This window comes from Ensifer sp. R-19 (assembly GCF_049905105.1).
Lineage (GTDB): Bacteria > Pseudomonadota > Alphaproteobacteria > Rhizobiales > Rhizobiaceae > Ensifer.
In genome coordinates, this window is record NZ_CP184570.1 from 1,824,950 (window position 1) to 1,847,549 (window position 22,600).

22 protein-coding genes are annotated in these 22,600 nt (G+C 63.5%); 11 read left to right on the forward strand and 11 right to left on the reverse strand.

Annotated elements, in window-relative coordinates; all coding sequences use genetic code 11:
• Positions 1-37: 37 nt before the first annotated feature.
• The 6 genes from ACN9MO_RS27635 to ACN9MO_RS27660 form a co-directional block, all read right to left on the reverse strand.
• Complete coding sequence (locus tag ACN9MO_RS27635) at positions 38-1,336, reverse strand: amidohydrolase family protein (RefSeq protein WP_113133287.1); 1,299 nt, start codon at positions 1,334-1,336, stop codon at positions 38-40.
• 49 nt (positions 1,337-1,385) lie between these two features.
• The gene (locus ACN9MO_RS27640) at positions 1,386-2,345 is read right to left on the reverse strand and encodes a GlxA family transcriptional regulator (RefSeq protein WP_057251210.1); all 960 of its coding nucleotides are present in this window, start codon (positions 2,343-2,345) and stop codon (positions 1,386-1,388) included.
• Complete coding sequence (locus ACN9MO_RS27645; RefSeq protein WP_425987162.1) at positions 2,345-3,340, reverse strand: SLAC1 anion channel family protein; 996 nt, start codon at positions 3,338-3,340, stop codon at positions 2,345-2,347. Before ACN9MO_RS27645 ends, ACN9MO_RS27640 begins: the two co-directional genes overlap by 1 nt.
• Positions 3,341-3,499: 159 nt before the next feature.
• Positions 3,500-4,261, reverse strand: a complete 762-nt coding sequence (locus ACN9MO_RS27650) for a sulfite exporter TauE/SafE family protein (protein ID WP_057251208.1) — start codon at positions 4,259-4,261, stop codon at positions 3,500-3,502.
• Between the two features lie 28 nt (positions 4,262-4,289).
• Complete coding sequence (locus ACN9MO_RS27655; RefSeq protein ID WP_113133286.1) at positions 4,290-5,165, reverse strand: MBL fold metallo-hydrolase; 876 nt, start codon at positions 5,163-5,165, stop codon at positions 4,290-4,292.
• Entirely contained in the window at positions 5,158-6,654 is a 1,497-nt protein-coding gene (locus ACN9MO_RS27660) for an aminotransferase class V-fold PLP-dependent enzyme (protein ID WP_425987163.1), read from the reverse strand. The genes ACN9MO_RS27655 and ACN9MO_RS27660 overlap by 8 nt, the downstream gene beginning before the upstream one ends.
• Before the next feature lie 103 nt (positions 6,655-6,757).
• Between ACN9MO_RS27660 and ACN9MO_RS27665 the strand changes: the two genes are divergently transcribed.
• Positions 6,758-7,240, forward strand: a complete 483-nt coding sequence (locus ACN9MO_RS27665; RefSeq protein ID WP_057251205.1) for an Lrp/AsnC family transcriptional regulator — start codon at positions 6,758-6,760, stop codon at positions 7,238-7,240.
• A 30-nt stretch (positions 7,241-7,270) separates the two neighbouring features.
• On the opposite strand, the gene ACN9MO_RS27670 is transcribed toward ACN9MO_RS27665, so the two are convergent.
• A complete protein-coding gene (locus ACN9MO_RS27670; RefSeq protein ID WP_057251204.1) occupies positions 7,271-7,963 on the reverse strand; it encodes an RraA family protein in 693 nt (230 codons plus the stop codon).
• 10 nt (positions 7,964-7,973) lie between these two features.
• Positions 7,974-9,161 carry a mannonate dehydratase gene (gene uxuA / locus ACN9MO_RS27675; protein WP_113133285.1) on the reverse strand — a complete coding sequence of 396 codons (1,188 nt, stop codon included), beginning with the start codon at positions 9,159-9,161 and terminating at the stop codon, positions 7,974-7,976.
• Between the two features lie 202 nt (positions 9,162-9,363).
• Between uxuA and ACN9MO_RS27680 the strand changes: the two genes are divergently transcribed.
• The 10 genes from ACN9MO_RS27680 (at position 9,364) to ACN9MO_RS27725 (ending at position 19,396) form a co-directional block, all read left to right on the forward strand.
• Positions 9,364-10,107, forward strand: coding sequence for a FadR/GntR family transcriptional regulator (locus tag ACN9MO_RS27680; protein WP_057251202.1), 744 nt, complete (start codon positions 9,364-9,366; stop codon positions 10,105-10,107).
• A 118-nt stretch (positions 10,108-10,225) separates the two neighbouring features.
• On the forward strand, positions 10,226-11,191 hold the full coding sequence (locus ACN9MO_RS27685; RefSeq protein WP_057251201.1) for a substrate-binding domain-containing protein: 966 nt from the start codon (positions 10,226-10,228) through the stop codon (positions 11,189-11,191).
• 69 nt (positions 11,192-11,260) lie between these two features.
• Positions 11,261-12,805: a sugar ABC transporter ATP-binding protein gene (locus ACN9MO_RS27690; RefSeq protein ID WP_082615855.1), complete on the forward strand. Its 1,545-nt coding sequence runs from the start codon at positions 11,261-11,263 to the stop codon at positions 12,803-12,805.
• A complete protein-coding gene (locus tag ACN9MO_RS27695; protein ID WP_057251200.1) occupies positions 12,802-13,794 on the forward strand; it encodes an ABC transporter permease in 993 nt (330 codons plus the stop codon). Before ACN9MO_RS27690 ends, ACN9MO_RS27695 begins: the two co-directional genes overlap by 4 nt.
• 106 nt (positions 13,795-13,900) lie before the next feature.
• Positions 13,901-14,686 carry an SDR family oxidoreductase gene (locus tag ACN9MO_RS27700; RefSeq protein ID WP_113133284.1) on the forward strand — a complete coding sequence of 262 codons (786 nt, stop codon included), beginning with the start codon at positions 13,901-13,903 and terminating at the stop codon, positions 14,684-14,686.
• A 19-nt stretch (positions 14,687-14,705) separates the two neighbouring features.
• Entirely contained in the window at positions 14,706-15,818 is a 1,113-nt protein-coding gene (locus tag ACN9MO_RS27705; protein WP_113133283.1) for a mannonate dehydratase, read from the forward strand.
• Positions 15,819-15,827: 9 nt separating this feature from the next.
• Positions 15,828-16,721, forward strand: a complete 894-nt coding sequence (locus ACN9MO_RS27710; RefSeq protein WP_113133282.1) for an SMP-30/gluconolactonase/LRE family protein — start codon at positions 15,828-15,830, stop codon at positions 16,719-16,721.
• Positions 16,718-17,740 carry a hypothetical protein gene (locus tag ACN9MO_RS27715; protein ID WP_113133281.1) on the forward strand — a complete coding sequence of 341 codons (1,023 nt, stop codon included), beginning with the start codon at positions 16,718-16,720 and terminating at the stop codon, positions 17,738-17,740. Before ACN9MO_RS27710 ends, ACN9MO_RS27715 begins: the two co-directional genes overlap by 4 nt.
• A gap of 41 nt (positions 17,741-17,781) precedes the next feature.
• Positions 17,782-18,624, forward strand: coding sequence for a fumarylacetoacetate hydrolase family protein (locus ACN9MO_RS27720; protein ID WP_113133280.1), 843 nt, complete (start codon positions 17,782-17,784; stop codon positions 18,622-18,624).
• 22 nt (positions 18,625-18,646) lie between these two features.
• Positions 18,647-19,396, forward strand: a complete 750-nt coding sequence (locus ACN9MO_RS27725; RefSeq protein ID WP_113133279.1) for an SDR family oxidoreductase — start codon at positions 18,647-18,649, stop codon at positions 19,394-19,396.
• A gap of 378 nt (positions 19,397-19,774) precedes the next feature.
• Here ACN9MO_RS27725 and leuB read toward each other — a convergent pair whose 3' ends face one another.
• The 3 genes from leuB to ACN9MO_RS27740 all read right to left on the reverse strand — a co-directional run bounded on the left by leuB (position 19,775) and on the right by ACN9MO_RS27740 (position 22,576).
• A complete protein-coding gene (gene leuB / locus ACN9MO_RS27730; protein ID WP_093233371.1) occupies positions 19,775-20,884 on the reverse strand; it encodes a 3-isopropylmalate dehydrogenase in 1,110 nt (369 codons plus the stop codon).
• A gap of 76 nt (positions 20,885-20,960) precedes the next feature.
• Positions 20,961-21,188, reverse strand: a complete 228-nt coding sequence (locus ACN9MO_RS27735) for a hypothetical protein (RefSeq protein WP_093233370.1) — start codon at positions 21,186-21,188, stop codon at positions 20,961-20,963.
• The gene (locus ACN9MO_RS27740) at positions 21,185-22,576 is read right to left on the reverse strand and encodes an amidase (protein ID WP_057251991.1); all 1,392 of its coding nucleotides are present in this window, start codon (positions 22,574-22,576) and stop codon (positions 21,185-21,187) included. Before ACN9MO_RS27740 ends, ACN9MO_RS27735 begins: the two co-directional genes overlap by 4 nt.
• Between the last annotated feature and the right edge of the window lie 24 nt (positions 22,577-22,600).

The window sequence follows — 22,600 nt, forward strand, 5'->3', positions numbered from 1 at the left end:
TCTGTCCGGAATCGCGTCCAAAATTCGAAGTCTCCGTTCAGCCCTGGGTCGCCTGCGGGATGTAATCCCGCGCAATATCGATCGATGTCGGGCGCCCATCGAGAAAGAGCTCACCGATGCGCGGCGCCGTCCGGGCGATGACCTTGCCAGCCTTGATCACGAACAACCGGTTTGGCTTCAGCCGCAGGGCCTCGCTGACATCGGCCGCCTGCAAGAGGACCAGATCGGCCTTGAAGCCCACCTCCAGCCCATAGCCCTCAAGGCCCATGGTTTTCGCCGAGTTCACGGTGATCGCGTCGAAGATCCTGCGCTTGTCCTCGATGCCGCCCATCTGCGTCACGTGAACAGCCATATGGGCGACTTCCAGCATGTCGCCCGCCCCCATCGAGTACCAGGGATCCATGACGCAATCGTGCCCGAAGGCGACGTTGAGCCCCGCCGCCATCAACTCCTTCACTCGTGTCATGCCGCGGCGTTTGGGATAGCTGTCGTGGCGCCCCTGCAGCATGATGTTGATCAGCGGATTGGGGATCACGTTGATCTTCGCTTCCACCATCAGCGGGATGAGCTTGGAAACATAGTAGTTGTCCATCGAGTGCATCGAAGTGAGATGCGAGCCCGCAACGCGTCCCTGCAATCCGAAGCGCACGGTCTCGGCCGCCAGCGTCTCGATGTGGCGCGACAGCGGGTCATCGGTCTCGTCGCAATGCATGTCGACGGGCAGGCCGCGCTCGGCAGCGATGCGGCAGAGCGCCTCCACCGAGCGTGCGCCATCCTCCATCGTCCGCTCAAAATGGGGAATGCCGCCGACGATATCGACGCCCATGTCGAGCGCACGCTCAAGCGATGCGACGCCATCGGGCGCGCGGTAGTAGCCATCCTGCGGGAAGGCAACGAGCTGCAGGTCGATATAGGGCGCGACCTTCTGCCTGACCTCGAGCAGCGCTTCGGCCGTGACCAGCCGAGGATCCGACGTGTCCACATGGCTGCGGATGGCGAGAAGCCCCTGGCTGACGGCGAGATCGCAATAACGCAGCGCCCGCTCGACCAGCGCCTCCTTGGTCAAGGTTGGGCGCAACTCGCCCCAGAGCGCGATGCCCTCAAGCAGGGTGCCGGAGACGTTCATCCGTGGCAGGCCGAGCGACAGCGTTGCGTCCATGTGGAAATGCGGATCGCAGAAGGGTGGGCTCAGCAACCGGCCGGTGGCGTCGATCTCTTCGCCTGCGGTCGCGGCAAGGTCCGGCTCGATTGCGGCGATCTTTCCGCCCACAACACCGACATCAATGCCCTGGCGTCCGTCCGGAAGGTTGGCGTTGCGGATGATCAGGTCGAACATGGCTGGCTTCTCCAGATGTCAGCGCCGCTTGTGGACCAAGCTGGCATGCCTACGATCCGAAGCTCTTGCGATAGGCGGCCGGCGACGTGCCGAATCGACGAACGAAGGAACGACGGAAGGCGATATCGTCATGGAAGCCGATATCCGTGGCAATCTTTTTGAGTGGAATGCCGGTGTCTTCGGCAAGCCTGCGCCCCGCCTCCAGCCGCATGCTCTCCACATAGTCGGCGGGCGTCATGCCCACCTCCTGTTTGAACTGCCTGGAGAAGTTTCGCTCGCTCATGCCGACGCGCCGGGCAACCGCTGCGACGCTGAGGTCGGCAGAGAGATTGTCGGCAATAAAATCCTGAGCCGCACGAATGGGTGTCTTCTGTGCAAGCTGGCCGGCGAGAAGGGTGCTGAACTGGGTCTGGCCTCCGGGCCGCTTGAGAAAGACAACGAGTTCACGCGCGACCTTCAAAGCGATGTCCAGGCCGAGATCCTTCTCGACGATGGCAAGCGCCAGGTCGATGCCGGCCGTTACGCCGGCTGAGGTCCAGACGTTGCCGTCCTTGGTGAAAATGCGGTTGGGCTCGAGTTTCACCTCCGGGAAGCGCTTGCCGAATTCCGCCGCTTGCGACCAATGCGTCGTCGCCCGCCTGCCGTTTAAGAGGCCCGCCTCGCCGAGCACGAAGGCGCCGGAGCACACCGATCCGAAACGGCTGGCGCGAGCCGATGCTTCCTTCACCCAGGCGAGAAGCGATGCCGGCAGTGGCCGTTCATGAATGAGCGGATCCCCGGCCACAAGCAACGTATCGATGTCGGAAAAACCTTCCTCCAGCGACCGATCCGGCAGCAGCGTCAACCCGGAAGATCCGCGCACCGGACTGCCGGACGCGCTGACGACCTCCACGGAATAATGGTCGGTGCCGCTCTGACGGTTGGCCTCCGCAAACACGTCCGAGGGCCCGATGACGTCGAGAAGCTGCACGCCCTGCATGGCGACGATGGCGATCTTGTGAACGGCCATTAACGAACCTCGAACAATCTGCCGGTCAGGACAATGCTGACCGTACGATAGAAGACGACAGCGATGGCGCCGGCCAGAAACAGGAAGAACAGTCCCGCCAGGCCGGTCAGGATAGCGCTCCCGGCAGAAGCGGCATACCGGAAGAAGGCGATCGACAGGGCAGCAAGCGGAAAGCTGATGGCCCACCAGGTGACGTTAAAGGGAACATGGGAGCGGAACACCATCGGCGACAGGACGAGCATGAGAAACAGGGCAAAGTAGAACAGGACCGTGGCGAAGAGATCGACCGAACCCGTGACGTTAGTATAGGCGAGGAAGCCGACGGCAAAGGGGGCGACGAGAACCATGAGGGACGGCCGAGCCAGCGCCGGAAGCGGATCTTCGTGGCGCAACCGCGAGAAGATGAGCGCGATAAAGACCGCGGCGATGACGCTGCCGACCGAAAAGGCAAGCATATTGACTTCATGCGCCCAGGAGAACGGCATGGCGTGGCCGGTAACGGCGATATCAAGGGTGGCGACGCCGGGGATGAGTAGCGGCGGCAGGGTGGTATCGCGCGACTGCTGCCGGCCGAGGAAGCCTCTGGCGACGACATAGGCGAGGGCGAAGGTCAGCGCAGACGCGATGGTCCAGACGACCTCTGACAGCAGCGGGCTGTAAAGGTTCAGAAAGGCAGACTGCAGAAGCAGGCCGATTGCGACGGTCGCAAAGAAGTTGCTTTGAACCGGATGGGCGAATTCAGCGGCGACCAAGCCAGGGTACCGGCGCCATTTGATGGCATAGCCCAGGGCAAGGCTCAGAAAGATCGAGGTACCGAGCCAGCCGACATATTCCCCGGGAAGGGCCGGCAGTCCGATCGTCCTGGTGGCTTCGCGCCAGGCGAGGCTCAGGCCCGTGATGCCCATTACCGATGCGAACAGGTTGATCGGAAGCTGCGAGATCGACCGCTTGGTCAGCGGCGTGCTGTTCGAGAGATCTATGGATTGAACGGTCATTGGCTTGTTCCTGTCCGAAAGAGTGCTGACAGGATTAAAACACGCTACACCTTTGTCTTGAATGATGCAAACAGTACGATTTCGGACTGGCTGCATATGTTTCCGGCCAAGGACCGCTCAGTATCGCCGCCAGGTCGGTTGCCGACCACCGCGGCCGGGTCACGGTGCCCCGTAGCTGCGCCAGAGAACATAGAGGCTGACGGAAAAGATGATGGCGCGGAAAATCTGCGTCAGCGTATCGCGCTGGGTCGCAAGCCGGGTGGAGACGAAGGTGCCGACGATTCCGCCCAAAATGCCGCCGGCGATGAAGTAGCCGGCGATGCGCCAGTCCACCAAACCCGAGGAAGCGTAGTTGATCGCGGTCGTCAGGCCGAAGGTGCCGACGGCAAGCAACGACGTGCCGACCGCATTGATGAGCGGCATGCCGGTTGCAAGCAGGAGGCCGGGGACGATCAGGAAACCGCCGCCGATGCCGAAGAAACCGGAGCAGGTACCGGTCAAAAGCGCCGTCACTCCGGTCTTGCCGTGCGTCCCGATCGAAAGCGATTGCGGCGTGGCCGCCGTGTCGCACTTTACCTTTTTCATGGCGAAGCTGACGAACATCATCACCAGCCCGAACAGGAACAGCAGGCGCTGGCCGTCGACCAGTTTGCCGAGGCTAGAGCCAAGATAGGCGCCGAGCGAGCCGGCCACCGTGAAAATCAGAGCGCACCGCCACCAGAGGTGGCCGCGAAGCGCATGGCTGATGAGGTTGAGATAGGCGTTTGCGGAAACGGCGAGCGCTCCGGTGCCGAGCGCCGTATGCACGTCGCGAATGCCGACCACATAGATGAGGAGCGGGGTTGCCAGGATCGAGCCGCCGCCACCGATCAGGCCGAGCGTGAAGCCGGTGAGCGAGCCGGAGCCGATCGCGAGCAGCATTTGCTGGAAAGGATCCGCCACGATGCCTCTACCCCCAGACCGAACCGGGAAGGGCGTCGAGCGGGATTTTCAGGTAGCGCCGGCCATTGTCTTCGGTGGCCGGGAGCTCGCCGCCGCGGACATTCACCTGCAGCGCATGCAGAATGAGTTTCGGCATCGGCAAGGTACGGTCGCGCGCCTCGCGCAAGCCGACGAAATCGGCCTCGGACTTGCCGGCGACATGGGGGTTTTTGGACTTCTGCTCGGCGACCGTGCTTTCCCAGCGCGCCTTGCGGCCGCCCGGGCAATAATCGTGGCCGGTGAACAGCCGAGTCTCATCCGGCAGTGCCAGGATCGCCTGGATCGAACGCCAGAGGTCGGCAGCGCTGCCCCCCGGGAAATCGGCGCGGGCCGAGCCGCTATCGGGCATGAACAGCGTGTCGTGAATGAAGGCTGCGTCGCCGATCACATAGCTGATGGACGCGAGTGTGTGGCCGGGCGAATGCAGGACGCGAGCCTTGAGCTCGCCGATCCGGAACGTCTCGCCGTCAGTAAACAGCCGGTCCCATTGCGAACCGTCGCAGGCGAAATCCGGCCAGTTATAGATCGCTTTCCAGATCCGCTGCACGCCCTTCACGTGTTCGCCGATCGCCGTCGGCGCTCCCGTCCGGGCCTTGAGATAGCGCGCCGCCGAGAAATGGTCGGCATGAGGGTGGGTGTCGAGGATCCATTCGACGGTCAGGCCTTTGGCCGCGACATGGTCGAGGATCGCGTCGGCATTCCGCGTGGCGGTCGAGCCCGACTTCTCGTCGAAATCGAGCACCGGGTCGATGATCGCGCATTTGCCCGTCGCCGGATCGGCAACAACATACTGGATGCTGCCGGTGCGGACGTCGTAAAAGCCGGTCACATCGGGCTTATGCATAGGCGAGCGCCTCTTCAGCCGTTGCGCACGGGAAGAAGATTGCGCGAGCGGGGTCAAAATCGTAATCGGCTTCGAAGGTGGGCGCGTCCGCCGCCAGCTGGGCGACGCAATCGAGGATGAACTTCACCTTTTCGTCCGAAAGCAGGACGCTGAAGTTCAGCCGTGTGAACCCGGGCTTCTCGATCTCTTCGCCGGCGAGGATCGCCTGTCGGATCTGTTCGGAGTGTTCGGCATCGATCGACAGCAGCCGGTGTACGTAGGGCCCGGCACAGGCGCAGCCGCCGCGTGCCTGGATGCCGAAGCGATCGCTGAGCATGCGAGTAACGAGCTGCTGGTGGACATAGCCGCCCTTGCCGTTCCTGATGCGGAAGGAGAAGATCGGCAGGCGATCCGGTTCCTTAAGGCCGAGCAGCTCCAGCTGCGGGACGGTCTTCCAGGCGGCAAGGGCCTGTTGGGCCAGCGCGCGGTTGCGCCTTTCCATTTCTTCAAGACCGATCGCATGCTTGACGATGAAGGCGAGGGCTGCGCGGATGTCGCCGACGACATTCGGTGTTCCCGCTTCTTCGCGTGCTTCGAGATTGCCGCTGTAGTCGTGGGTATCAGGCGAAACGAACTTCACGGTGCCGCCACCCGGCCAGGTCGGTTTGTCGGTCACGACGCGGTCGCGGCGAACGATCAGGATGCCGGAGGCGCCCGGACCGCCGATGAACTTGTGCGGCGAGACGACAATGGCGTCGATCTCGAAACCGGCAGGCGACATGGAAATCGGAACGTAAGGACCGGCGCCGGCATAGTCCCAGATCATCTTCGCGCCGGCCGCCTTGACCATCCGGGTGATCGCCGCGACGTCGCTGGTGATGCCGGTGATGTTCGAACCGGCAGAGAGCGTGCAGACCGTCAGGTCCCGTGAACCGGCGTTTAGCGCTTGGGCAAGTTGGCCAAGATCCGGACCGCCCGCCTGGCATTCGGCGATTTCCACGATCTCGGCGCCGCTTTCGCGCCAGGGAAGGATGTTGGAGTGGTGCTCATAGGGGCCGATGATGACGCGGACCTGTTTGCCCGCCTCAGCCGCCGCGGTGACGCCGAACAGCTTGACCAACCGGTTGATGCCCGAAGTGGCGCCGGAACCTGTGAAAATCACGGCGTGGTCGGCAGTCGCGCCACAGAATTCGCCGATCAGCGCGCGCGCTTCCCGCCGCAACCGGGTCATGAAGCCGCCGCAATAGGAGGCTTCCGTGTGGCTGTTGGCGTAATAGGGCAGGGCTTCGTCGAGCACGAAGCTTTCGATCACCCGCAGTGCCCGGCCGGAAGCGACATAGTCGGCATAGACGAGCGGCTTCGTGCCGTATGGGCCGACGATCTGCGCCTTCGCGCCGACGAGATCGTCGCGAAGATCGGCAATCACGCCCGGGCGGTTCAAAGCCTGGCGGAACTTGGCAAGCGGGCTAAGCTCCTCACAGGAGTGGCGGTGAACTGTTGGAACGATCATCTCGCTGACCTCCCTTGGAGCGAACATCGACAGCGATTATATTCCCCTTCATGGTCAAAAAATTCACCTATCTTCCTGCGCCAGTCGCGCTGTATTGTGTCAAATGATCGAAGAATCATCAAAAATAGATAGTTTTGATCTGAAGATCATGACGTTGCTGCAAAAGGATTCGAGCCTCTCGCAGCGTGAGTTGGCCGAGCGGGTCGGGTTATCGCAAAATGCCTGCTGGCGGCGCCTTCAGCGTCTGCAGTCGATCGGCATGATCCGGGGTTCGCACTGCGACATCGATCTCAGTGCTCTGGGCCTGGATCTGACGGTGATCGTGATGATCCGCACACGCCATCACTCCAAGGAATGGAGCGACGGCTTCCGGCAGCATGTCGAGCGACTGCCGGAAGTGATCGACTTCTACAGGATCGGCGGGGACTGGGACTATCTAATCAAGGTGGTGACCCGGGGCATGGGCGGCTACGACGCCTTTTATCAGAAGCTCATCACCAACTTCGATCTCGCCACGGTCACGGGCTTCTTTTCCATGGAGGCGATCATCAACAATCGCCCGGTGGATCTCAGCCGGTTGAAGTAAGGCGCCGGGCTCCGGCGCCCCATTTTGTGGTCACATCACGCCGAAGCGCTCGAAGGCCTCGACCGTGCTCATGCCGGCCTCGATCGCGAGGCGCACCTTGCTTTCGGTTTCGGCCTTTTCCAGCGCCAGCGCGATTGCTTCCCGTTCCGCCTCGCGCGGGATGACGAGCACGCCGTCACGGTCGCCGAAGAGGATATCGCCCGGCCGGATGCGGATGCCGCCGATCTCGATCGGGATACCGTAGTCGACGACCTTGCCGCGCGGCCCCTGGTCCTGCGCATAGGATCCGTAGCAGAAAGTCGGAAAATCGAGCGCAAGAATGCCGGCGCTGTCGCGGCAATAGCCGTCGCAGATCGCGCCGGCGGCTTTTAGTTTCATTGCACGGGTCGACATCAGCTCGCCCCAGACGGCGTAACGTGGCGAGGAGCCGGAACAGACATAGATCTCGTTGGGTTTCAGGCTATCGAGCGCGTGGAACATCAGGCCGAACGGTTTCGAGCTGAATTCCGAATGGCCGCTCGCCTCGGCGGTTGCGAAGAAATCGGCTTCGAGTACGGGCATCGCCCGCCCGACGGCGACCATGTCGTCGCGGAGCGCCCGGATCTGCGGCGGCAGGAACTGGTGTTGGAGCCCCATCGTGTCGAGGATGTCGCCGACCACGGCCGTGAACAGACGGCTGCGCATGGCGGTAAACAGTTCGGTATCGTCTTCAAAACGTGTCATTTCTCTTCCCTCAAGCCATGTGTGCCATGGCGGTAGCGATGCCCTGCATCACGCCTCTGATTTCCGCGAGGCCCTTCAACCGGCCGATCAGCGAATAGCCGGGGTTGATCCGCTCCTTGCCGATGTCGTCGGCCAGGAGGTGCCCGTGATCCGGGCGAAGCGGGATTTGCCAGTCGGCGCGGCCTTCCTGTAGCCGACGCTCCTGTTCCTGCATCAGCGCAAGGATCACTGCCGGCATGTCGCTCGATCCGCCGAGATGATCGGCCTCGTAGAAGGAGCCGTCCTCCTCCCGCTGGACATTGCGCAGGTGGGCAAAGTGAATGCGTGGGCCGAATTCACGAACCATGGCTGGCAGATCATTGTCGGTGCGCGTGCCATAGGATCCGGTGCAGAAGGTGATGCCGTTGGCTTGGCTGTCGACGGCGGCGAGGATGCGCCTTACATCCGCGGCCGTCGAAACGATGCGCGGCAGGCCATAGAGCGAAAAGGCCGGATCATCGGGGTGGATGCAAAGCCGGATACCGACCTCCTCCGCCACCGGAACGATCTCCTTGAGGAAGCGCGCCAGGTTGGCATGTAGGGCGTCTGCCGTCACGCCGTCATACTCGGCAAGGGCGGCCAGAAAGCTCGCCCGATTGAACTGCCGCTCGGTTGCCGGCAGGCCGGCAATGAGATTGCGTTCGATCCGGTCGATCTTCGCCTGGTCCATCTGATCGAAACGCTGGCGGGCGGCGAAAATCTGCCGTTCGGAGTAATCCGCGACGCGCGGCCGCTTCAGCACGAAGAGATCGTAGGCGGCAAAGTCGACCGCGTCGAAGCGCAGCGCATAGCCGCCATTCGCCAACGGCTGCATCAGCTCGGTGCGCGTCCAGTCGACCACCGGCATGAAGTTGTAGCAGACAGTCGTGATACCCGCGCGCGCCAGCGCTCGCAGCGTGTCCTTGTACCAGCCGATGTAGCGGGCGCTGTCGGCGGTCGCGAGCTTGATCGAGTTGTGAACCGGGATGCTCTCGACGACACTCCAGCGCATACCGGCGGCCTCAATCAGCGCCTTTTGGGCAAGGATCGCTTCATCCGACCAGGGCGATCCGTCATAGATATGATGCAGCGCCGAGACGATCCCCGTGGCCCCCGCCTGCCGGATATGGCTGAGCGGCACCGGATCATTTGGCCCATACCAGCGAAAACACTCTTCCATCAGTCTCATGCAGAACTCCTACCCCGCGTCAGTGGCTATTGTTGGACCACGCCTGTCAATAATGTCCGATTGGCCCAACAATTCAAGCCTTATGGGCGCAATTTCGGACGATGTTGGCAACTTTGCGCGAAATTTGAGAGATTGCGCTTGACTGAACGCGCAAACTGGACCAACAAATAGAGCATCGCAGGGAGGATGGCCGGTGAGCAGTTCTGTACGAGAAGAGGCGTTGTCGGGTGTGGAGCCCGTCGAGCCAGGCAAGACCTCGGCCGTGGACCGGCTGGTCGAGCAGATCCGCGACATGATCTCCGAGCGCGGTCTCGGTATCGGCGATGCGCTTCCGACCGAGCGCGATCTTGGCGAACAATTCCAGGCCGGGCGCAACACGGTGCGCGAGGCGCTGCAGGTGCTGCGCGCCTATGGCATGGTCGAGACGCGACCGAAGGTCGGCGCCGTTATCAGCGGCGGCCACGGCGAGGCGATCCGCCGGCTCTTTGCTTTTCACAACGGCATCTCGCCGGACTCTTTCCGCGACCTGCAGGGCTTCCGCCGCATCATCGAGACGGGTGTCGGCGAGCACATCATCCTGACGGCTGCTGACGCCGATTTCGACCGGCTGGATGCGATCAACGCGCGGATCCTAGAAGCGGACAGCGTCGAGGAAGCGGCGCAGTGCGACTACCAGTTCCATCAGGCGATCGTGGAGCTATCCGGCAATCGCACGACGGTCGCCGCCTACCACATGCTGCGCTCGGTGATCGAGGAGGTCATGCGGCTCGGCAAGGCGGAGCGCCCGGTGCATGCGGCGACTTTCGAGGCCCATGCCGAGATCATCAGGGCGCTGAGGGCCCGCGACCGCATCGCCTACGTCTACCTGATGAGCCGCCACCTGGAGTTCGGCATCCGCTTCGTCGATGCCGCGCCCGGCGGCCAGCCGTCGCGATGAGCACATAGAGATTTTCGCCTGGACCGCTCCCCAAATGGGCGGTGCTGGCATCCGTTTGCCGGATCCACTCGCCCGTTGGTCCGGCGGCACGAACAGGGCACTTGGGAGGAGAACCGACATGAACAATTCGAAACGTCACATTCTGGCGCTTGCAGCATTGCTTGCCACCGTCAGCCTTGCGCCGGGTGCGGCACATGCCGGCGGCAAGGCGATCGCCGGCATCGTCTTTCAGCAGGACCAGTATTTCCGCGGCATCCAGATCGGGATGGAAAAGGCGGCCGAAGCCGCCGGCGACGAACTGCTCGCCGGCAACAGCGACAGCAAGCTGGAGAAGGAAGCTCAGCTCATCGACACCTACATCGCCCGCGGCGTGAACTCGATCGTCGTCGCGCCGCTTTCGGCCGACGCTTCGGTGCCGGCTCTGAAGAAAGCGCGTGACGCCGGCATCACGGTCGTCACCTACGGCACCTCGGCCAATGGCGACGTCGCCCAGGCGACGGTGACGAGCTCGGACCGCGATATCGGCATCGGCACTGGCAAGGCCGCGACCGATTTCTTGAAGACGCTCGGCAACGGCGAGAAGGTCAAGATCGGCACGCTCGCCTTCAAGGCGCTGCTTCCCGAACAGTCGAATGCCCGCGTCGATGGTTTCCTGAGTGTCGTCAAGGATCAGGTGGACATCGTCGCGCAACAGGACGCCTGGCTCGCCGAAAAGGCACTCGCCGTCGCAAGCGACATGCTGACGGCCAATCCCGATATCCGGGTGATCTATGCTGCCAACGAAGGCGGCACGATCGGTGCAGTGCAGGCGGTCAAGAAGGCGGGCCTTGAAGGCAAGGTCTTCGTCTTCGGCACCGACGGTTCCGAGCAACTCGCCAATATGCTCTTGAACTCCGACAACGTGCTGCAGGCGACGACGGCGCAGCAGCCGCTCGAGGTCGGCAAGCAGGCAATCGAAGCCGCGCAGAACCTGCTCGACGGCAAAAAGATCGAGACCAAGGTCAACGTGCCCGTTCTGCCTCTGACACGCGTCAACGCTGAAGGGGTCGCTGCCTACAAGGAAGGCCTGAAGGCCCTGAAGTAAGAGCCTAAGAGTGAACCGAACGGCGGGCATCGCCCGCCGCTCCTTCGCCGCCGACAGCAGGAAATCCGCATGAGTTATCCGCAGCCAAGGTCAGCCGCGTTGCAAGGGGTGCAGGGACGGCTGGACTTTCGGACCGTGACCAAGCGTTACGGCCCGACTGTAGCCCTCTCCGAATTCACCCACAGCTTCGCACCCGGCCAGGTGCATGCCCTCATGGGCAAGAACGGCTCGGGCAAGTCGACGCTTGTCAAGCTTCTCGCCGGCGTGACCGAGCCGACATCCGGCACGATCAGCGTCAATGGCGAGGACCGCCATTTCACATCGCCGCATGATGCCTTTGCCGCCGGCATCGTCACCGTCCACCAGGAGCTCTCGCTGGTGCCGGAGCTCTCTGTCGGCGAGAACATCTTTCTCGGTCGGCTGCCGCACCGCCGCCGCGCCGGCTTTAGCGTCGTCGACTGGGCCGGCCTGCACCGGCGCGCCGGCGAACTGCTCGCCGACATGGGGCTTGCGATCGATTCCCGCCAACCGGTCTCCGCACTCAGCGTCGGCCAGCAGCAGGTGGTCGAGATCGTCAAGGCAATGTCCTTCAACCCGTCTATCCTGCTTCTGGACGAGCCGACCTCGGCGCTCGCTTCCCGCGAGGTCAAGCAGCTCTTCGCGCTGATCGAGCGGCTGCGCGCCCGTGGCGTGACGATGATCTACATCACCCACCGCATGAGCGAACTCTTCGAAATCGCCGATACTTGCACGGTGATCCGCGACGGCCACTATATCGGTTCCGTTGCGATGAAGGAGACGACGCCTTCCGCGATTGTCGGCATGATGTTCGGCGATGCGGCGCGCGCCACACGCCCGCCGCGGCGAACGCTTGACCGCGCCAAACCCGTGCTCGAGGTCCGCAATCTCAGTCGGGCCGGACATTTTCAGGATGTCTCCTTCGATCTCTATCCCGGCGAGATCCTCGGCATCGCCGGTCTGCTTGGTGCCGGCCGCACCGAGCTCATGCGGGCGATTTTTGGGGCCGACCGGATCGACGGCGGTTCGGTCACGTTCGACGGTCGCGACATGACCGGTGCCAGCCCGCGCGACATGCGCAAGGCCGGGCTCGGCTATACGCCGGAAAACCGCAAGGAGGTCGGCCTCGTGCAGTCGCTCTCGACGGCGGACAATCTCTGCATGGCGAGCCTCGGGCCGATTTCACGCAACGGCTTCATCTCGCGCCGGCGCGAGCAGCCGCATGTCCGCCGTCAGATTGCCGATCTGCACATCAAGTGCGGCGATCCGGAACTGCCGGTGTCGTCGCTGTCAGGCGGCAACCAGCAGAAGGTGGTGATCGGCAAATGGCTGAACCGGCAGCCCTCGGTGATGTTCTTCGACGAGCCGAGCCGCGGCGTCGATGTCCAGGCCAAGCGGCAGATCTTCGACATCATCTGGCAGCAGGCGGCTGACGGTCTCGCCAGCCTCTTCGTCTCGACGGAACTCGAGGAAGTGCTGGAAGTCGCCGACCGCATCCTCGTCATGCACCACGGCGCTGTCGTCGCCGAGGTGGATCCGACGAAAACCGACCTTACCGAACTTTACGGCCTGTGCATGGAAGGGGCCAAGCAATGACACTTGTGAGCCAAACGACCGAAGCTGGTGGCCAGAACACGCCGCTCAAGTTCCTCAAAACCTACCCGATGGAGATCATTCTCGCGGCGCTGGTGATCTTTCTGATCCTGGTCGCGCCCGGCTTCGCCTCTACCGGCAATGTGCTGAACGTGCTGCGCACGGTCTCGATGCTCGGCATCATCGCCTTCGGCATGACCGCCGTGATCATCAGCGGCGAAATCGACCTTTCGGTCGGAGCCGGTGCCGCGCTCGCCGGCTGCATCGTCGCCTGGTTCGCCGACCGCTTCGCCGGTGTCTTCGGCGACTGGGGTGCGGTCACGGTCGGTTTTGGCGTGGCGCTGTTACTCGGCTTCACGCTCGGCTACCTCACCGGTCGCTTCCGGCAATGGTTCAACGTGCCGACCTTCATCACCACGCTCGCGCTTTTCGCGGCGCTGCGCGGTGTCGCCAACCTGATCACCGGCGGCTTCCCGATGTCGTCCTTCCCGCTGGGCTTCGATTTCCTCGGCGGCGGCTATCTCTTCGGCATTCCGTTCCCGGTCTATATCTTCGCGCTGACCTTTGCCGGCATGCACTTCCTGATGAAGTACACGAGCTTCGGCCGCGAGGTTTATGCCGTCGGCGGCAATATGGAGGCCGCACGCCTTTCCGGCATCGACATCTGGAAGGTGAAGGCGCTGACCCTCGGCCTCACCGGCGCGCTGACCGCCGTGTCCGGCACGCTGATCGCCTCGCAGATTGGGGCTGGAACCGGGACGACGGCAACCGGCATGGAGCTCGACGTGATCGCGGCCGTCATCATCGGCGGCACGTCACTCTTCGGCGGCAAGGGCCGTATCTGGGGCACGCTGATCGGGGTCCTTTTCCTCGGCTGCATCTCCAACGGCATGACGCTGATGAATGTCAGCGAGTACTGGCAATACGTCGTGCGCGGCGGGATCATCCTCGGCGCCGTGCTTCTCAACCAGGTCCTGGAACGGGTGCGTTGAGACCGGAGCGGGGTGCTCGCATCCCGCTCCCTCAAGAAAATCGATCACGCTTGTGATTTCGGGTCTGTGCGGCCCGAGACCATCGCGATCCATCGCGGAGACAATCATGACTGAATTCAAGGGAAAAATCGCGCTGGTCACCGGCACCTCAGGGATCGGCCTCGCCTCGGCAATCCGTCTGGCTTCATCAGGGGCGACTGTGCTGGCCTGCGGCAATGACGTCGCCACCAATGAGATCTTCGATCGGATTGCCAAAGAACGCGACCTGCCGATGTCGACACGGCTGACGGACGTCTCCGTCGAGGCCGAGATGGAGGCAGCGGTGCGCGAAGCGGTGCTGCGCCGTGGCGGGCTGGACATCATCGTCAATGCGGCGGCCGTTCATCCCTATGGCACGGTTCTCGATACCAGCGCCGAGACCTTTGCGCGCTGCCTCTCGGTCAATGTCGGCTCGATCTATCTGACCGGTCGCTTCGGTATTCCGGAAATGATGAAGCGCGGCGGCGGCGCCATCGTCAACATTTCCTCGGTGCAGGGCCATGCCTGCCAGCAGAACGTTGCGGCCTATGTCGCCTCCAAGGGCGCGATCCATGCGCTGACCCGTGCCATGGCGCTGGACCATGCGGCGGCGAAGGTTCGGGTAAACTCGGTCAGTCCCGGCTCCGTACGCACGCCGCTGCTCTCGCTCGCGGCCCGCACCTATGGCGGCGAGGGCGTCAGCGAGGCGGAAGCCTTCGCCCGCTTCGGCGCCGCGCACCCGGTCGGACGCATCGGTGAGCCGGAGGAGGTGGCGGAACTCGTCGCCTATCTCGCCTCCGACCGCGCCGCTTTCGTCACCGGTTCGGATTTCCGCATCGACGGCGGCCTCACTGCCGGTATCGGCGTCAAGTAATCAGACAGGAATTGATAAGATGAAGATCGGCCTCGGGCTTTACCGGGAACAGCTCACCCCGGACAATTTTCAGTTTGCGCAGCAGGCAGGTGCGACCCATGTGGTCGCGCATCTGACCAACTATTTCGCCGGCAAGGATCCGAAGATTGACAGCGGTGACCAGGGCGGCTGGGGCGATTGTTCCGGCGACCGGCTCTGGACTTACGAGGAGCTGTCGGCACTGGTGAAGGACGTGCGCGCCGGCGGCCTGGAGATCGCGGCGATCGAGAATTTCTCGCCGCGCTTTTGGTCCGACGTGCTTCTCGATGGACCTGAGCGCGCCCAGCAGATCGAGGGGCTGAAACAGCTGATCCGCGATGCCGGTCGCGCCGGCATCCCCTGCATCGGCTATAACTTCTCGCTCGCCGGCGTCTATGGCTGGACACGCGGCCCCTATGCCCGTGGTGGCGCCGAGTCCGTCGGCTTCGGGGTCGAAAACAGCATCGCGCCAAGCCCGGATGCGCCGATTCCCGACGGCATGGTCTGGAACATGCGCTACCGCCGTGGTGTCGCGGGAGCCGCTTCGGTCTCCGTCAGTTCGGCGGAGCTCTGGGATCGGCTTGCCCATTTCTTGAAGGAAGTCGTCCCGGTCGCCGAGGAGGCGGGTGTGGTGCTCGGCGCCCATCCGGATGATCCGCCGGCGGAGGAGTTGCGCGGGACTGCGCGGCTCGTCAATCGGCCAGAAAAATACGACCGGCTGATGGCCATCGTCGACTCGCCGTCGAACGGCCTGGAGCTCTGCCTCGGCTCGCTGCAGGAGATGCCGGGCGGCGATATCTATGAGCACGTCCGCCGTTTCGCCCGCTCCGGCCGCATTGGCTACATCCATTTCCGCAACGTACGCGGAAAGATGCCGCGTTATGTCGAAACCTTCGTCGACGAGGGTGATATCGACATGGCCGAAATCATCCGCATCCTACGTGACGAAAACTATCAGGGCGTGATGATCCCGGATCATACGCCGGCGATGACCTGCGGCGCCTCCTGGCACGCCGGCAAGGCTTTTGCGCTCGGCTACATGAAGGCGCTGGTGCAAAACGCTGAGGCGCTTGGGCCGTCGCAGTCGATCCCGACGAGAGTGGCAGCGGAATAGGAGACGCAGATGGCACGCGATCTCATCTGTGTCGCGCCCGTCGGCGACCGCTGCGGCGAGGGCGCCGTCTGGTCGACGGCGGAGGCGGCGCTCTACTGGACCGACATCAACCGCTTCCTGATCCATCGCTATGACGAAGCGACGCGTGCCGTCCGGACCTGGTTGTTCGAGGAGCCAGTGGTCGCGATCTCGCTGACTGAGGAAGACGGCCGGCTGCTCGTCGCGCTTGGATCGAAGCTGATCTGGTGGTGGCCGCAGACCGACCGGCGCGAGGATCACGGCTTCGTCCTGCCCGGTACGCCGCGGGTGCGGCTCAATGATGGTCGCGCCGACCCGGCCGGGAATTTCTGGGTCGGTTCGATGAAGAACAACGTTCTGCCCGATGGTCAGCTTGGCGAGGTTGGGCCGGGAGAGGGCATTCTCTACCGGATCGCGCCGGATGGCGCCGTCAGCGAATGGCGGCATGGGCTCGGTATTTCCAACACCCTCTGCTGGAGTCCGGACCGATGCACCTTCTATTTCGGCGATACGCTGGCAAACGAGATCTACGCCTACGACTACGATGCCAAGGTGGGGGCGATATCGGAAGAGCGGCATTTCTTCACCGGGTTCGACCGAGGTTCGCCTGACGGTTCGGCGATCGACAGCGAAGGCTTTCTCTGGAACTGCCGCTATGGCGGCCGTTGCATAGCGCGCATCGCGCCCGACGGCAGTCTTGCCGAGGCGATCGACATGCCGGTCACCAACATCACCACCTGCACCTTTGGCGGGGCGGATCTGAAGACGCTTTACATCACCACCGCCGGCTCGGGGCCGGAGGAGCGCCTGGCCGGCAGCCTCTATGCCATGCGGGTCGAGGTCGCGGGCCTTCCGGAAAACCGCTACGGGGTAGCGACCAAGTGAGCGCGGAGACGACACGACGCGCCCTTGCCTGGGCGCATGGGTGCCTTTCGGTGCAGTCGCTCGGCGGCATGCTCGGCCCCGTGCTGTTCCTGCTGCCGGATGGACGTCAGGTCAGCCCGCTGCATGTCGCGCCTTGGGGCAATGATCCCGAGCGCGAGACACTGCCGGAAATTCTGCAACAACTGCGCGGCGAATGGCCCTGCGTCCCCTTCGGCAGCGACACCAACCGGTCGCTCCCCGCAGGCTGGTCCGCAACGGGCGAGAGCTTCGAGGGTGCCGGTGTGCCACATGGTCACGGCTCCAATGTCCATTGGACCTGGGGCGACTGCGATGTCCGCCAGATCACCATGGAATGCCACTACCCCGACGACCATCCGATCCGGTTGCTTCGCCGGCGGATCGTTCCGGATCAAAGCGCGGCTGCCATCGACATCACGCTGGAAATCGAGGCGCGGCGGCCATGCCGTCTTCCGATCGGGCTACATCCGACATTTCGCCTGTCGCCGCGGCCGGGCTCGGTCGTCATTGAACCCGGCGCCTACGATCGCGTCTGGAGTGTTCCCGGCGATGTCGAACCGGGTGCAGCGTTGTTCACGCCCGATCGGCAATGGTCGTCGCTCGACAAAGCCGAGGCGCGCTGCGGTGCGACGATGGATGCGACCCAGGTGCCGCTCATGGAAGACACCGAGGACTTGCTGCAGCTCTCGGGCATCGATGGCAGCGTCGCGCTTCACTACCGCGACGAAGGTTTTCGCGCGCGGCTTTCCTGGCAGAAGGAACACTTTCCGAGCCTGCTGCTCTGGTACAGCAACCGCGGCCGCAAGGCCTATCCCTGGGACGGACGACATGTGGCGCTCGGCGTCGAGCCGATCGCCTCCGCCTTCGACCTCGGACCTTCCATCTCAACGGCTGCCAACCCTCTGGCGGCATCCGGCATTGCGACGGCAATCGCGTTCGAGCCCGGCCATACCTTCACCACCCGTTACCGGCTTTCCGTCGAAGCCGCTCGCTTGGGCTGAGCGTCGCTCGCCCAGACATTTCGCATTGAAAGGCCAAGAGAATGAAATTGTTGCGCCTCACCGTCGACGGCTTCGCCGTGCCCTGCATCCTCGATGGCGAGGGTCGGGCGCGGGATGTCTCCTCGCTCGTGCAGGACTTCACGGCGGAAACCCTGTCAGCTGTCAGGGTGGCGCTGTCTGGTATTGATCTATCGGCCCTGCCCGTGGTGCCGGTGATCGACGCCGATATCCTGCCGCCGGTCGCAAGGCCGGGAACGATCTGGTGTGTCGGGCTCAACTATTCCGACCACGCGGAAGAAGCGGGCCTGCCGGTGCCGACTGAACCGATCCTTTTCAACAAGGCGGCCGGCACCTATTGCGGTCCGAACGCGCCGCTTCTCCATTCCGAAAAAATGTCGAAGCTCGACTGGGAAGTCGAACTGGGCATCGTCATCGGCGCGCGCGCGCTGAACGTATCGCGCGCCGACGCGATGGATCACGTCTTCGGTTACACAGTTGTCAACGATGTCTCCGAGCGCGCCTGGCAGATGGAGCGCGGCGGCCAATGGGTGAAGGGCAAGAGTTTTCCCAATTTCTGCCCGACAGGCCCCTGGCTCGTCACCCGCGACGAAGTGCCGGACCCGCAGGCGCTTTCCATGTGGCTCGACGTCAACGGCGAACGCATGCAGGTAGGCACCACCGCGCGCATGATCTTCGATGTCGCGACCATCGTCTCCTACATGAGCGAGTTCTGCGTGCTGGAGCCGGGCGATCTCATCTGCACCGGCACGCCGCCGGGCGTCGGCATGGGCAAAAGGCCGCCGCGCTATCTGAAGCCCGGCGATGTGGTGGAACTCGGGATCGACGGCCTCGGCCGCCAGCGGCAGATCGTTCAGTCCCTCTAGATCGATACGGAAAGGCCTGACCATGAATGGAAATACGGGACGATCGGCCGGACGCGTGGCCGTGATCACCGCCGCAGGCCAGGGCATCGGCCGTGCCGTTGCCGAGCGGTTGATGGCCGAGGGTGCGGAGGTCCACGCCAGCGACATCAATGCCGACCTGCTCGCAACGCTCGACGGTGCCGCAACGACGACGCTCGATGCGACGGATCACGCGGCAGTCGCCGCCTACTTCGCCGGCTTCGCACGGGTCGACATTCTCGTCCATGCGGTCGGCTATGTGCACCAGGGCACGATCGAGGAGTGCTCGGCCGAGGACTGGCGTCGCTCGGTCAACATCACGCTCGACAGCGCCTATAACGTCATTGCCGGCGCGATCCCGAAGATGAAGGCCGAAGGCGGCAGCATCATCACCATCGGTTCGGTTGCCTCGTCGATCAAGGGCTTTCCGCGGCGCGCCGCCTATGGTGCCGCCAAGGGCGGTGTCATCGGTCTCACCAAGGCGGTCGCCGCCGACTATGGGTCCCATGGCATTCGCTGCAATTCGATCTGCCCCGGAACGATCGCGTCGCCTTCTCTGGAGGAGCGCATCGGCGAACTCGGCGAGAAGCTGGGAAGCCGTGACGAGGCTTACCGGTCTTTCATCAGCCGCCAGCCGGCCGGACGCTTCGGCACGGTGGAGGAGGTTGCCGCCATCTGCGCCTTCCTCGCCTCCGACGAAGCAGCCTTCATCACCGGCCAGGCGATCAATATCGATGGTGGCATTACGATCTGACGCACGCGGCCGCCCGCTGACAGGCGGCGCAACATCATCGGAGAGGACCGCTGCTCAACCCGGAAGTTTTCGATTTTCCGAGAGGAGCCAACCCAATCTCCCTCATCCTCGCCCCTGTGGCGGGGATCCAGCGACCCGACGTCCGTCGGGTCAAAGGCCTTTCAGCCCAAGGACTTGGTCTGGCTGGATTTCTGTGACAGGCACAGAAATGAGGAGGATCTGGTTACGTCCTCTTCCTTACTGCGACGTCGCAGTAACAGCTCGCAATCTTGTTTGTACGAGATCAGCAAACGCAAAACACCTCCGGATGTGTGCCGGAGGTGTCGGTTCTTGTCTGCAGGTCGGCGTCAGATCACGCCGACTGGAATCGTTGGTGGCTCAGGCCGACAGCGCCTTGAACGCGGCGAGGATGGCGTCGCCCATTTCCGTCGTGCCGACCTTCTTCGCACCCTCGGCCATGATGTCGCCGGTGCGGATGCCCTGATCGAGCACGGCGGCGATCGCCTTTTCCAGATTGTCGGCTTCCGTCACCAGGTTGAAGGAATAGCGCAGGCACATGGCAAAGGAGGCGATCATCGCGATCGGGTTGGCGATGCCCTTGCCGGCAATGTCGGGGGCCGAGCCATGCACCGGCTCGTAGAGCGCCTTGCGCTTGCCGGTCACCGCATCCGGGGCACCGAGCGAGGCCGACGGCAGCATGCCGAGCGAGCCGGTCAGCATCGCCGCCACGTCCGACAGCATGTCGCCGAACAGGTTGTCGGTGACGATGACGTCGAACTGCTTGGGCTGGCGCACCAGCTGCATGCCGCCGGCATCGGCCAGCATGTGCTCGAGCTGAACGTCGGCATATTTCGCCTTGTGCGTCTCGGTCACCACCTGGTTCCACAAGACGCCCGACTTCATGACGTTGCGCTTTTCCATCGAGCAGACGCGGTTCTGCCGCGTGCGGGCCAGTTCGAAGGCGACGCCGGCGATGCGTTCGATCTCGTAGGTGTCGTAGACCTGGGTGTCGATGCCGCGCTTCTGGCCGTTGCCGAGATCGATGATCTCCTTCGGCTCGCCGAAATAGACGCCACCGGTCAGTTCGCGCACGATCAGGATGTCGAGACCTTCGACCAGCTCCGGCTTCAGCGACGAGGCGGCGGCCAGTGCCGGGTAGCAGATCGCCGGACGCAGGTTGGCGAACAGCTCGAGATCCTTGCGCAGGCGCAGCAGACCGGCTTCCGGACGCACCTCATAGGGCACCGCATCCCACTTCGGACCGCCGACGGCGCCAAACAGCACCGCATCGGCGGCCAGCGCCTTCTTCATGTCCGCTTCCGAGATCGCCTGGCCATGGGCGTCATAGGCCGAACCGCCGACCAGGCCCTCGTCGGTGACGAAACCGGCTGAAAGCTCGGCATTCATGTAGGCGATGATTTTGCGGACTTCCGCCATGGCTTCCGGGCCGATGCCGTCGCCGGGAAGGATGAAAAGTTTGCGGGCCATTTTCGGCACTCCTGTGTTTAGTCAGATGTCGAGCGGCAGGGCCGCGTTAATGATGAGGATGCGGGCGAGGTCCGGGCTAAGTCGCCGGTTTCGCGCCTTCGATCTGTCCGATGCGCTCGCGCAGCGTGTTCGTTACGGCGTGCGAGGCCGAGGACACGGCGATTTCGAGGTTAGCCTTGCCGCCGTCCACCTCGACTGCAAGCTTCGAAACGCTGACGCCAAGCCGGCGAACGATATCGAGTAGCCGGGAGACGATGTTTTCCAGATCGCCGCTTTCGACGGTGTAACGCATGGTGTCGGTCATGCTGCCACCTTCGGCCAGGGACGCTGCTCAGGACGTATGGTTTCGTAAGCACGGGCAAGGCGCAGCACGCCGATATCGTCGAAGGACTGGCCGATGATCTGCAGCCCGATCGGCAGGCCGCCAGCGGTATAGCCACAGTTGATCGAGATCGCCGGGTGTCCACCCATGTTGACCGCGACGGTGAAGGCGATGTGTTCGAATGGTTTCTGTGGGTCGTTGACCGGCGAGGCCCATTCGGCTGGATAGGATGCTGTCGGCGCGGTCGGCGACAGGATGAAATCGAAGCCGGTGAGTGCGGCGTGCAGCGCATTGCGCATGGCCTCGATCTGGGCGAAGCCGGTATAGACCTCGCGGCCCGAGAAACTCTCCGCCGTTTTGATCCAGTCGAAGATGTAGGGCAGGATTTGCGCCTGTTTTTCCGGCGAAAGGCGTGACACGTCTTCCCAGCCGCGTGCGCGCCAGAAGCGGTCGAGACCGTCGATCATCTCGCGGGTGAGGAACGGGCCGACCGGTTCGATGATTGCACCGGCATCGGCGAAAAGCTTGGCCGCTCGGCTGACGGCCTGTTGCGTTTCTTCGCTGACCGATTGGCCAAAGCCGGCGTCAAGCCAGAGACCGATCTTCAGGCCCTTCACGTCACGATCGAGATCCAACCAGGGGATATCGGCATAGGGCAGGGCCATCGTGTCGCGGGCATCCGGCTTCGACAGCACCGACATGTAGAGCGCGGTATCGGCGACCGTTCGGGTCATCGGCCCGGCGACACGGCCAATGAAAGGCGGATTGATCGGGACGCGGCCCGCCGAAGGCTTCAGCCCGACGACGCCGCACCAGCCGGCCGGCAGCCGGACCGAGCCGCCGATGTCCGTGCCGATGTGAAGGGGACCATAGCCGGCGGCGGCTGCCGCGCCGGCGCCGGCGCTCGATCCGCCCGGATTGGCCGAAAGGTCCCACGGATTGCGGGCAAGCTTGTGAAAGCTGGAAAGTCCTGAAGAAAGCATGCCGTAGTCGGGCATGGTGGTCTTGGCAAGAAGAATGCCGCCCGCTTCGCGGGTGCGGGCGGCCGGCGGCGCGTCAGCGGCGGCTGGAGTGAGCGACACGGCGGCGCAACCGAGCGGCACGGCCGTTCCCTTCGTCGCGATATTCTCCTTGATCGTCACCGGCACGCCATCGATCGCGCCGAGCGGTTCACCCTTCGCCCAGCGTTCTTCCGATGCCTTTGCTGCTTTGCGCGCTTCGGCTGGGTCATAGGCCCAGAGCGCATTCAGCTTCGGTTCCGAGGCGTCGATGCGGGTGATGACGGCCTCGGTGACCTCGACGGGAGAGAGCTTTTTCGAGCGGTATGCCTCGACAAGGGAGACGGCGGAGAAATCGGCGAGTTCGGACATGGCGTATATTCCTGCGATATGCGC